This window comes from Acinetobacter sp. H1(2024) (assembly GCF_046557555.1).
Taxonomy (GTDB): domain Bacteria; phylum Pseudomonadota; class Gammaproteobacteria; order Pseudomonadales; family Moraxellaceae; genus Acinetobacter; species Acinetobacter seifertii.
In genome coordinates, this window is sequence record NZ_JBKGFO010000001.1 from 593,873 (window position 1) to 606,532 (window position 12,660).

Here is a 12,660-nt window from a genome sequence, read left to right on the forward strand (position 1 = left end):
GTAACTGTTTAATGAACTCTAGCTTGTCGTTATTACATCCGTATCCGTTTGAAAAGTTAAACCAGCTTTTTAAGGATACTACTCCTGCTAATCTCCCTTTGATTCCTCTATCAATTGGTGAACCTAAGCACCCAGCACCAGAGTTTGTTAAACAGGCTATTATTGATAACTTTAACCATCTATCAACTTATCCAAACAGCAAAGGCTTACCTGAACTTCGCCAAAGCATTGCAAACTGGTTAACTCAGCGTTTTAAACTTAACAGTCTTAGCGCTGAAAACCACATTTTGCCAGTGTCTGGTACGCGTGAAGGGATTTTCTCTTTTGTTCAAGCTTTGATTAATCGTGAAGATGCACCATATGTGGTAATGCCTAACCCGTTTTATCAAATTTATGAAGGTGCAGCGTTACTTGCAGGTGCAAAGCCATATTTCATTAATTGCACAGAAGAAAACGGTTACTTAGGCGATTTTGATGCTGTGCCAGCCGAAGTGTGGGAAAAGACAGCCCTTCTTTTTGTATGTACTCCGGGTAATCCAACAGGTACAGTGCTTTCTAAAGAGCAATTTAAAAAGCTGATTGCTTTATCAGATCAATATAATTTTGTGATTGCTTCTGATGAATGCTACTCAGAACTTTGGTTTGACCAAGCGCCTACAGGTTTATTAGAAGTTTGTGCTGAACTTGGACGAGATGACTACAAAAACTGTATCGTATTCCACTCACTTTCAAAGCGTTCTAACTTACCGGGTCTACGTTCAGGTTTTGTAGCTGGTGATGCTGATTTATTAAAACCATATTTGCAATATCGTACCTATCACGGTGCGGCAATGCCAGTACAACACCAGCTTGCTTCAATTGCAGCATGGAATGATGAAGACCATGTTGAAGAAAACCGTAAACAGTATCGTGCAAAATTTGACTTATTCCAATCTGAGCTAGGCCATTTATTGCCATTACAAAAACCGGATGCTGGTTTTTACTACTGGTTAAAAGTAGATAATGATGAAACTTTTGCCAAAATGCTGATGGAAAAAGCACATATTAAAGTTTTACCGGGTCGCTATTTATCTCGTGATACTGAGCAAGGTAACCCAGGAGCTAACCATGTACGCATGGCTTTAGTGGCAGATTTAGCACAATGTGAGGAAGTAGTTAAACGCTTAAAAGCGATTCTTTAAGTCTTTTCTTACCAGTTGTATAGTCTTTTAACGATTAAGACTATACAACTGGGCTATACACTATTTATATGTAATCAAAAGCACAGCAAAAATAATAAAAGCAATACTAGAACAATAGTACAAACCTGTCGCAGAACGCTTGATTTTTTCTAAAACCCGCCCCTGAGCAAGTAATCCAACCAGCAAAATATTCCAAACAAGAACAACACCAACCATCCATGTACTCATGAGCAGTTTTTGAATTAAACTGAACTTATATTGAACAAGCAGCATCAAACTACTATAAAACATAATATTTTTTGGATTTAGAAGACTAGACTGCACACCTAACATTAAACTTTTAATTTTGTTCTGCTTAATATTGGCTTGATCAATTAAATTGTTTTCTTCAGTCGAGAATGATAAATCACTTGCTCTAGCAGCGTTAAAGCAAAGAAAACTCAAATATGCCAGATAAGCCGCACCAAACCATTTAAAAAGTGTAAGGAGGCCACTACTCAAATCTCCAAGCAACATAAAACCAAACAAACACGCGGCTAAAATTAATGCATTACCTAAAGTGATTCCTAAAATAACCCCATAAGTATAATGGCGTCCTTTTTGCAAAAGGCTCGTGAGAATAAGAAAGAAATCTGGTCCTGGTGATAACAGTGCTAAAAAATGAGTAAATGCAATAACTAAAAAAACGTCCATAACAGCTTCATCTATAAAACAGTATGGTAAATCTTAAAAATAGGAACTTATTATTTCTTGTAAATTATTGCGCGACTGCAAGTTGAAACTGTCGAGGAGTAACTCCTGTATGGGCTTTAAATGCTTTATGAAAATGACTTTGATCACTAAAGCCTAAATTAACAGCCAGCTCTACGAGTGAAATCCCCTGTTTAAGGAGTTCTCGAGCTTGGTTAATCTTTAAATTAATTTGAAATGCATGTGGAGTTAGACCGACATTTGCTTTAAATAGCCGAATGATTGCATAACGACTCAGGCCAACCTGCTGTGCAAGTTCTTCAAGGGAAATAAAACTCTCAGAAGAAGTAACGGCCTCAACTAAATCTAGAAAATCTTTATATAAGTACTGCGGTTTTTGTATTTCTTCTAAAATGAAATGCGGCAACAACAAGCCCATAAGACAATCAAGAAGTGATTGTTCCTTTTCAAGAATTAGCTTTTGTTCATCAAAAAGCGCATCATTCATTTCAGTAAAAGCTTTATAGAAAGTTTCATCCCTTATGATGAGAGGCTTATGTTGAGGTAGATGCAAATCAAAGCCTTGCTGTTGAAATTCAGAATACAACTGACTTAACCACATTATATCCAGATGCAACATTTGATAACTCCAAGCCTCATTTGGCTTAGGGTTACAAGAATGTTCAATATGGGCAGGTACAATAACTAAAGTACCCGCCGAGATCTCTTGAGCAGTGCCAAAAGAACTTTGAAAAATGCTATTCCCCTCGTCTACCGCACCAATTGAAAATGTTGGATGGCTATGAGACTTATAACATGTCCGGCTACGACACGACTTTCGAGTTTCAACATAAGGCATTCGCCGATCTTGCCAAAACTCGAAAGTTTGAGGAACAGCATTCATTAAATTAATTAGCCTGCTAATGCTTTTTCAATATCAGCTTCTAAAGCTTCAGGTTTAGTCGTAGGTGCATAACGATTCAAAACTGAACCATCTTTACCGACCAGAAACTTGGTAAAGTTCCATTTAATTGTACTACTGCCTAAAATCCCTTTAGCTTCACGTGTTAAATATCTAAAAATTACATGCGCTTCAGGCCCTTTTACATCGACTTTCGCAAACATAGGGAACTTAACCCCATAGTTTCGCTGGCAGAAAGCCCCAATCTCTTTATTATTTCCTGGATCTTGCCCACCAAACTGGTTGCAGGGAAAACCTAAAACTTCTAAACCTTGATCTTTATATTTTTCATAAAGTTTTTCGAGACCCGCAAACTGTGGAGTAAAACCACATTTACTGGCGGTATTTACAATTAATAAAACTTTACCTTTGTAATCAGCAAATTGCTTAATATCACCTTCTAACAATTCAGCTTCAAACTGATAAATGTTACTCATGGATAAGTTTCCTCGTCATTTTTTTCTTGTGTTTTAAGTTGTAATGATGCCGAGTTCACACAATAGCGCAAACCTGTCGGCTGTGGTCCATCTTCAAAAACATGCCCAAGATGAGCTTCGCAATCATGACAAACAATTTCTGTTCTGACCATACCATGCGTTAAATCTTCATGTTCTTCAATTACTGTTCCATTCACTGGACGAAAGAAACTTGGCCAACCGCAACCGCTATCGTATTTTGCATCTGACGAGAACAATTCAGCGCCACAGCAACGACAAACATAGGTACCATGTTGCTTAGTGTTCCAGTATTGCCCCGTAAAAGCTGGTTCAGTGCCCTTTTGTCGTGTTATCCGATATTCTTCTGGTGATAACTCTCTTTGCCATTCCCGGTCTGTTTTATTAACTTTTCCCATGACATGCACCTTTTATTCTGATGTAAACATAAATTGATAATCGTGTTTTATATTTACGCCATTCGTCAAAAAAACACTAGTCTCTGAACGTAAAATTTGTTGGAATTTAATCATCTAAGTAACAGTAAGCAAAAAGTAAGCAAATAACAAAAACAAAAGTAAGCAAAATTATATATTATCTCCTTTCAAGGAAGCAAAGATGGTGCTATTCTTATTTGGCACGGTTGTATAGGACAAAACATGTCTCAGAAAAAAAGTGTGCTTTTCCAGCAACTATTACCAGTTATCAAACAGTATCAGCAATCGGGTTTTACCCACGAAAGAATTGTTGAATTACTAAAAGATCAACATGATCTAAATTTGGTAACAGTTAAAACATTTAAAAGTTATTTATACCGATATGCAAAAGTGAATCCAGCTATGTCTAAAAATACTGCTACTCTCCAATCCATGCCAACTTCTCGGGAAATTAAGAAATCATCGAAGCTTGAGCATGTTTGCTATGACATTCGCGGACCTGTATTACGAGCCGCCAATGAAATGGAAGAGCAAGGACATAAAATCATTAAGCTAAATATTGGCAACCCTGCTCCATTTGGTTTTGAAGCACCACAAGAAATTATTAATGACGTTGCTTTAAACCTACCAAATGCAATTGGCTATGTTGATTCGAAAGGTATCTTTCCAGCACGTAAAGCGATCTGTCAGTACTACCAACAAAAAGGTATCCTAAATATGCACGTAAATGACGTGTATATTGGTAACGGCGTATCTGAACTCATTGTAATGGCGATGCAAGGCTTACTTGATGATGGCGATGAAATGCTAATTCCAATGCCAGATTATCCGCTTTGGACAGCAGCCGTTAATCTTTCGGGTGGTACTGCCATTCACTATAAATGTGATGAAGAAAATAGCTGGTATCCAGATATTGCTGACATTGAAAGTAAAATTACTTCAAATACACGTGGTATTGTGATTATTAACCCAAATAATCCAACTGGTTCAGTATATCCGCGCCACGTGCTTGAACAAATTGTGGCTCTTGCCAAGAAATACGATCTCATTCTATTTGCTGACGAAATTTACGACAAAATTGTTTATGACGGAATTGAGCACGTTTCAGTTGCTTCTTTAGCTGGCGATCAGCTATGTATTTCATTCAATGGTTTATCAAAAGCTTATCGTATTGCGGGTTTCCGTTCAGGATGGATGGCAATTACAGGTGATAAAAGCTGTGCAGCAGATTATATTGAAGGCTTAGATATGTTGGCGTCTATGCGTCTATGCGCAAACGTACAAGCCCAATATGCAATCCAAACTGCCCTTGGTGGTTATCAGTCTATTAATGACCTAATCCGCCCGGGTGGCCGCCTCTATGAACAGCGTAATATCGCTTGGGAAATGTTAAATGAAATCCCAGGTGTAAGCTGTGTTAAACCAGAAGGTGCAATGTATTGCTTCCCACGACTTGATCCTAATATTTACCCAATCGAAGACGATGAAAAGTTAATGTTAGATTTACTTCGTGCCGAAAAAGTACTTTTAGTGCAAGGAACAGGCTTTAACTGGCCAACTCCAGACCATTTCCGTGTTGTTTTCTTACCAGCAGAAAATGAATTACGTGAAGCAATTGGTCGTTTAGGTCGTTTCTTAGCCAATCGCCGTTAAAAAAATGCATAATCAAAAAGGCATCTTAAATTAGATGCCTTTTTCATTTTTATATGATCCATGCATATATTTAAAAATACATAAGACCCAATTTAAATATCATTAAAAACTGACACAATATTTTGATTTTCATTAATTTTTAATAAATTTAATTTATATTAGTTCCCAATTAAAAATAAACTCATATTTTTTACCATTCGATTAAATTATTATAATTTCCCTCATTTTCCATTTTAGCTGTTATGCAAAAAATGCATGAGTTGATATTTTTTTGCATTTCACACTGCTTCAAAATAGAGCAACAATCCCTTTCCATAACAACATCATCATATTCGATTCGGTTAACACTGATGCAGATTTAGGAAGATGAAATCAGTTAAAGGATCGAACCGAACTTACAAGGAAAGCTTTTCAATCATCTCTAGCCCATCTAAAAGATGATTGAACCCAAAGGATAGAGGTTCATATGAAGCAAAAGAAATTGCTCAAGTATATTGTGGTTGCCATTTTATTCGGAGTATTGACGGGTTGGATCTGTCACCACTTCTTTAATGAAGGTGATCAACTGAAGCAAATCGCTTCTTATTTTAATATCATCACAGATATATTTTTACGTCTTATCAAAATGATTATTGCTCCATTGGTATTTGCCACAATTGTTTCTGGCATTGTTTCAATGGGTAAATCGACTTCAATTGGTAGCATTACACTCAAGTCAATGACTTGGTTCATTACTGCTTCCTTTGTCTCACTAGCCATCGGTATGGGCTTAGCCAATTTTTTCCAACCTGGCGCAGCACTAAATTTAGTATTACCGACAGCTCAAGAACTCAGTAGCGCTTCTCTCCCAGCGACTACTGGCTTTACACTACAGTCATTTATAAGCCACGTATTCCCGCGCAGTATTGCTGAGGCGATGGCTAATAATGACATTTTACAAGTACTTGTTTTTGCGATTTTCTTTGGCTCAGCTTTAGCTTTTGTTAATCAAGGCAAAGAACAAGACTCGGTTATTATTCGCTTGACCGAAGAACTTAGCAAAATCATGTTCCGTATCACTGATTACGTCATGAAATTTGCACCTGTCGCAGTTTTTGCAGCAATTGCATCTGCAATTACTGTACAAGGCTTAGGCTTAATTGTTGACTACGGTATTTTAATTGCAGAGTTCTACTTCGGCCTTTTATTACTCTGGGTTATTTTATTCTCGGTAGGTGCGATCGTACTCAAAAAGGATATCTTCCGTTTAGGCAAATTAATTCGTGAACCTGTAACCCTTGCTTTTGCTACAGCTTCGAGCGAATCAGCTTATCCAAAAGTTATGGATGCCCTAAATAAATTTGGTGTACCAAAGAAAGTGACAAGCTTCGTTTTACCTTTGGGTTATTCATTTAACCTAGATGGTTCAATGATGTACACCACCTTTGCAGTACTCTTTATTGCACAGGCCTACCATATTGACCTTAGCTTTACTCAACAAATCTTGATTTTGTTGACTCTTATGGTGACAAGTAAAGGTATTGCTGGTGTTTCAAGAGCTTCTATTGTCGTAATTTCTGCAACACTAACCATGTTCCATTTACCTGAAGCCGGCATTTTATTACTGCTCGGAATTGACCAATTCCTTGATATGGGCCGTACTGCAACAAATGTAGTCGGTAATAGTATTGCAACAGCTGTAGTGGCTAAACTTGAAGGTGAAAAAGTAGCTGATACTGAAGAATTACCAGAAACAGTATTAATTAAATCGACTCAAGAACAAACGACTGCTTAAGTCTATATTTTCTCCCACTCTCCCAATTTCAGAGCAATTTTATATGACCTTATAAAATTGCTCTTTTTTTTGCTCTAAAATTTAACAGTAGAAACTTACTAGTATTTTCATATTAAATAAAGGTAGAAAAATTAGATTCCAATCACTATTAAAATTATTAAGAACAAACCTTAAAAATAGAATACAAACCAATCAATCAAATTTTATTTTTTTAAAAATTCAGATCAAATGCTTATTTTTTAATACACTTTTAAATTCATTATTTTCATTAAACAACTGAATTTATTATTGAGTTTGCCTATATGGTTTTCAATACTATTAAAATAATTAAACTTATCAATAAAAAACAACAACATAAAATTATCATTTGTTAAATAAGTCTTTGAATTATTCTATTATTTTTTATTTTTATATCATCAAAAATTTCATTTGTATTCTTTATATAAAAATTAAAAAAATAGAGATAAATTAGAAAAACTTAATAGATTTTTTATTTTTTTCATGATATTTATTAGCACTGAATAAAAGCAATGACTAAATGATTGTTGTCGAAACAAAATGATATTCAGGGATGCTTTTTATTCAGACAAGTTACGAATATGTTTTATATGGTATGTATTTTGCTTAGGACAAGCAGGCGTATTCGGCAAACTTCTACTTCGTCACTTCATAAGGATATTTTCGATGTTGACTAAAACTGTTAAATCTTTCGGTTTAGCTATGGGCTTATTGGCCTGCTCTCTCCCTCTTTACGCAAAAAACAATGTTGTTGTCGTTGCTACTGGCGGTACAATCGCTGGTGCTGGCGCAAGCTCGGCAAATAGTGCAACTTACACAGCAGCAAAAGTTCCAGTTGATGCTCTAATCAATGCAGTTCCACAAATCAAAGATTTGGCAAATGTAAGCGGTATTCAAGCATTACAGATCGCTTCTGAAAGTATTACTGACAAGGAATTATTACAAATTGCTCGTCAAGTAAATGAACTTGTTAAAAAGCCATCTGTGAATGGTGTCGTAATCACTCACGGTACAGATACTTTAGAAGAAACAGCATTTTTCTTAAATCTTGTTGTTCATACTGACAAGCCGATTGTTGTTGTTGGTTCTATGCGCCCTTCAACTGCACTTTCAGCAGATGGACCACTTAACCTTTATAGCGCAGTTGCTTTAGCAGCTTCTGATGAAGCAAAAAATAAAGGCGTAATGGTTCTTATGAACGACTCTATTTTTGCTGCACGTGATGTAACTAAAGGCATTAACATTCATACAAATGCTTTTGTTAGCCAATGGGGTGCTTTAGGTACATTAGTTGAAGGTAAACCATACTGGTTCAGACAGTCTGTTAAACGTTTTACAAATGCTTCAGAATTTAATATTGAAAATATTAAAGGTGATGCACTTCCAATGGTACAAATCGTTTACGGTTCAGACTCTATGCTTCCTGATGCTTATGAAGCATATGCAAAAGCTGGCGCTAAAGCGATTATCCATGCGGGTACAGGTAACGGTTCTGTTGCGAACTATATCGTTCCAACTTTACAGAAACTTCATGATAAAGACGGTATTCAAATTATCCGTTCATCACGTGTACCACAAGGTTTCGTATTACGTAATGCTGAACAACCTGACGATAAATATGGTTGGGTAGCTGCTCATGACTTAAACCCACAAAAAGCACGTCTTCTTGCAGCTTTAGCTCTTACTAAGACGAATGATGCTAAAGAAATTCAACGTATGTTCTGGCAGTACTAAGTTTTTCAACCAGTCCAAATCCGTTTGGGCTGGTTCTTTTATTTTCACTCGATAAAATAACTAAAATATTTGATCAATCTTTCATTTTAATATTCTAAACATTTGCTTAAATACTAAAATCCTAAACAGTTTGCCAAAATATTAAGCATTTCCTTTGAACTTTGCATGCTAAACTATGCTGCGGTCGTATTAAGGATTGGTTTATGCAGTTTGTTCATCTCGGTATTTATACAGAATTTTCGATTACAGAGTCGATTGTTCGCATACCCGACTTGGTCAAGGCTGCTGTAAAGGATGAAATGCCTGCACTGGCTCTTACAGACTTATCTAACCTTCACGCTGCCGTAAAGTTTTATAACTCTTGCCTTAAAAAAGGTATTAAACCTATTTTAGGTAGTACCATCCGTCTTAATGATGCTCAGCATCGTGTAACTTTACTTGCAATGAGTAATGTTGGCTGGAAAAGCCTGACCGAAATCGTTTCACGTGGTTTTATTGAAGGTCAACAACTTAGTATCCCTTGTGTACAAAAAGAATGGGTACTTGAACAGCATCAAGATATTATTGTTCTGCTAGGTCAACACAGTGATGTTGGTCAAATGCTTTGCTCATCTAACCCACAAAAAGCTGAACCTTTACTTGAAGAGTGGATTGAAAAGTTTGGTAATCGTGTTTATCTTGCTTTAACACGTACTGATCGTCCTGGTGAAGAAGACTTTATTCAAGAAGCAGCAAAACTTGCTGCCAAATATAATGTTGGTGTAGTGGCGCATAATGATGTGCACTTTGTTGAAAAAGAAGATTTTGAGGCACATGAAGCACGTGTTTGTATTGCTGATGGTTATGTATTAGCAGATGATCGTCGTCCACGCTTATATAGTCCTGAACAGTATTTTAAAACCTCCGATGAAATGATCGAATTGTTTTCTGATATCCCAAGTGCTATCGAAAACACCTACAACATTGCAAAACGCTGTAATGTTAGCCTACAACTTGGCACCTACTTTTTACCTGATTACCCAATTCCAGATGGATTTACCATCGACACTTACTTTGAGCACTTGTCAAAAGTAGGTTTAGAAGAACGCTTAGATTATCTGTATCCTGTTGAAAAACGTGGTGAAGACTGGCCAGAAATTCGTAAACCTTATGATGAACGAATTGATTATGAAGTTGGAATTATCCTTAAGATGGGATTCCCTGGCTACTTCTTGATCGTAATGGACTTCATTCAGTGGGCTAAAAATAATGGCGTTCCTGTTGGTCCTGGCCGTGGTTCAGGTGCAGGTTCATTAGTAGCCTATAGCTTAAAAATTACTGACCTTGACCCACTTCGTTATGACTTGCTTTTCGAACGTTTCTTAAACCCAGAACGTGTATCGATGCCCGACTTTGACGTCGATTTCTGTATTGCTGGTCGTGACCGTGTTATCGACTATGTATCACGTACCTATGGTCGTGAAGCAGTTTCGCAAATTGCAACTTTCGGTACAATGGCTGCAAAAGGTGCGATTCGTGACGTTGCGCGTGTTTTGGGTAAATCTTACGGTTTAGCTGATCGTATTTCAAAAATGGTGCCGACTAAGCCACTTGGTGTAGATTTGGCAACTGCTATTGAGATGGAGCCTCAGCTTAAAGATATTGTCACTAACCCATCTAACCCAGATAATGATGATGCCAGTGAAATCTGGGAAATGGCATTAAAACTTGAAGGTATCACTCGAAATACTGGTAAACATGCCGGTGGTGTTGTTATTGCACCCGGTAAGATTACCGATTTCTCTGCTGTACTATGTGATGAAGACGGAACCAGCCGTGTTGCACAATACGATAAAGACGATGTAGAAGCTGCTGGTCTGGTAAAATTTGACTTCTTGGGTTTACGTAACTTAACCGTTATTGAAGATGCTATTCAAAATATTAATAAAAATCGCGATAGCAATGACCCTCTAAATATATCTCACGTCCCACTCGACGACGCTAAAGCATATTCTGTGTTTGCTGATGCAAATACAACAGCGGTATTCCAGTTTGAATCCGTCGGCATGAAACGAATGCTTAAAGAGGCACGTCCAAGCAAGTTCGAAGAAATTATTGCGTTCGTATCTTTGTATCGTCCGGGCCCAATGGATCTGATTCCTGACTTTATTCATCGTATGCATGGTGGGGATTTTGAATATCTTCATCCTTTGCTTGAAGGCGTATTAGAGCCAACCTACGGGATTATGGTTTATCAGGAACAGGTAATGCAAACTGCACAGATTTGTGCGGGTTATACGCTCGGTGGCGCTGACTTACTTCGCCGTGCAATGGGTAAAAAGAAACCTGAAGAAATGGTGAAACAACGCCAAATCTTCCTTGAAGGTGCTGGACAAAAAGGTATTGATGAAAGCACCGCCAACCATATCTTTGACTATATGGAAAAGTTCGCGGGCTATGGTTTCAACAAATCACACGCGGCTGCTTATGCTCTTGTTGCATATCATACAGCATGGTTAAAAGCTCATTACCCTGCCGAATTTATGGCAGCGGTAATGTCATCGGAAATGCAGAACACTGACAGCGTCGTATTTTTGATTGATGACTGTCGAAATAATGGACTCGAAGTTCTACCTCCGTCAGTTAACATGTCGACTTATCATTTCCATGCCAGTGATGATAAAACCATCGTTTATGGTTTAGGTGCAATTAAAGGTGTTGGTGAACAGGCAATGCAGTCTGTTATTGACTCACGCCGTCAACAAGGGCCGTATACAGACCTATTCGACTTCTGCCACCGTATTGATTTAAAAAAAATCAATAAACGAACCTTAGAAGCGCTTATCCGTGCTGGTGCACTAGATTGTTTAGGTATTGAACGTTCTAGTTTAATGGCTCAACTGCCAGAAGCAGTACAAGCAGCCGAACAAGCACGTAGTAACCGTGAAAGCGGCATTATGGACTTATTTGGTGAAGTTGAAGAAGTTCAGCGTAAACCCGCTAAGCCAGTTAAACCATGGAGTGATGAAGTTCGTCTTAAAGGCGAAAAAGATACGCTTGGTTTGTATTTAACAGGTCACCCTATTGATGTTTACCGTCAAGAACTCAAAGCGTTTATTCCAGCAAAACTTAATGAAATTACTGCGACTCGTCGTGGGGTAACGACTGTTTATGCGGGTCTGGTTCTGGATGTAGCCAACTTCCCAAATCGCGTGGTTATTGTGCTAGACGATGGTACAGCACGTATTGAAGTCAGTTGTAATCATGAACGCTTCCAGCGCTTTAAAGATATCATACAAGTTGAACATGTAGTTGTCTTTGAAGGCGAAATTTATGAGCGTGAAGGCTTTGATCGTCCAATGGGCCGTTTAAACAAAGCCTTTAACTTAAATGAAATTAGACAAAAACGAGCCAATAGCATTCAAATCAAGTTAACCAATGATTTAATGCAACCAAGTTTGGCAAAAGATCTACAAAATATCTTATTGCCTTATTGCAATGTTGATATGCATCAGCATATTGCACTAAATTTACACCTTGACCAACCATATGCTCAGGCCGAGCTTCAACTTGGCCCACAATGGAAAGTCGCTCCTTTAGATGAACTTCTAGCCAAGCTAAGAGATTACTTTGGTAAAGATAATATTCATGTTGAATATCAGGTAAAATCTAAGGCAGCTAAAGCAGCAGACCCTGTTCGTCCGCAACCTGTTGCCTCACCTCCTGTGGACATGACTATTGATGATGCATTGGATTCATACCAAAGCGAAGTTTCTCAATATTCGTAATTTCTGGAAAT

9 protein-coding genes are annotated in these 12,660 nt (G+C 37.6%); 5 read left to right on the top strand and 4 right to left on the bottom strand.

Annotated features, from left to right (window positions below; genetic code table 11):
• The first annotated feature begins 11 nt into the window (after positions 1-11).
• Positions 12-1,181 (top strand): succinyldiaminopimelate transaminase, encoded by a 1,170-nt coding sequence (gene dapC / locus ACLCEG_RS02830; protein ID WP_410566541.1) that lies wholly within the window; start codon positions 12-14, stop codon positions 1,179-1,181.
• 60 nt (positions 1,182-1,241) lie between these two features.
• Here the strand turns inward: dapC and ACLCEG_RS02835 are convergent, their stop codons facing one another.
• From ACLCEG_RS02835 to msrB, 4 genes are all read right to left on the bottom strand, one after another.
• On the bottom strand, positions 1,242-1,874 hold the full coding sequence (locus tag ACLCEG_RS02835) for a LysE family translocator (RefSeq protein ID WP_410565601.1): 633 nt from the start codon (positions 1,872-1,874) through the stop codon (positions 1,242-1,244).
• Positions 1,875-1,938: 64 nt separating this feature from the next.
• On the bottom strand, positions 1,939-2,784 hold the full coding sequence (locus ACLCEG_RS02840; RefSeq protein WP_410566543.1) for an AraC family transcriptional regulator: 846 nt from the start codon (positions 2,782-2,784) through the stop codon (positions 1,939-1,941).
• Positions 2,784-3,269, bottom strand: coding sequence for a glutathione peroxidase (locus ACLCEG_RS02845; RefSeq protein ID WP_004702185.1), 486 nt, complete (start codon positions 3,267-3,269; stop codon positions 2,784-2,786). The genes ACLCEG_RS02840 and ACLCEG_RS02845 overlap by 1 nt, the downstream gene beginning before the upstream one ends.
• Positions 3,266-3,685, bottom strand: a complete 420-nt coding sequence (msrB, locus tag ACLCEG_RS02850) for a peptide-methionine (R)-S-oxide reductase MsrB (protein WP_004702186.1) — start codon at positions 3,683-3,685, stop codon at positions 3,266-3,268. The genes ACLCEG_RS02845 and msrB overlap by 4 nt, the downstream gene beginning before the upstream one ends.
• Positions 3,686-3,925: 240 nt before the next feature.
• Between msrB and ACLCEG_RS02855 the strand changes: the two genes are divergently transcribed.
• The 4 genes from ACLCEG_RS02855 to dnaE all read left to right on the top strand — a co-directional run bounded on the left by ACLCEG_RS02855 (position 3,926) and on the right by dnaE (position 12,649).
• Positions 3,926-5,356, top strand: a complete 1,431-nt coding sequence (locus ACLCEG_RS02855; protein WP_410565604.1) for a pyridoxal phosphate-dependent aminotransferase — start codon at positions 3,926-3,928, stop codon at positions 5,354-5,356.
• A gap of 466 nt (positions 5,357-5,822) precedes the next feature.
• Positions 5,823-7,130, top strand: a complete 1,308-nt coding sequence (locus tag ACLCEG_RS02860; RefSeq protein ID WP_004702190.1) for a dicarboxylate/amino acid:cation symporter — start codon at positions 5,823-5,825, stop codon at positions 7,128-7,130.
• Between the two features lie 684 nt (positions 7,131-7,814).
• A complete protein-coding gene (locus ACLCEG_RS02865) occupies positions 7,815-8,882 on the top strand; it encodes a type II asparaginase (protein ID WP_049065923.1) in 1,068 nt (355 codons plus the stop codon).
• A 203-nt stretch (positions 8,883-9,085) separates the two neighbouring features.
• Positions 9,086-12,649: a DNA polymerase III subunit alpha gene (gene dnaE, locus ACLCEG_RS02870; RefSeq protein WP_410565607.1), complete on the top strand. Its 3,564-nt coding sequence runs from the start codon at positions 9,086-9,088 to the stop codon at positions 12,647-12,649.
• Positions 12,650-12,660 lie beyond the last annotated feature (11 nt).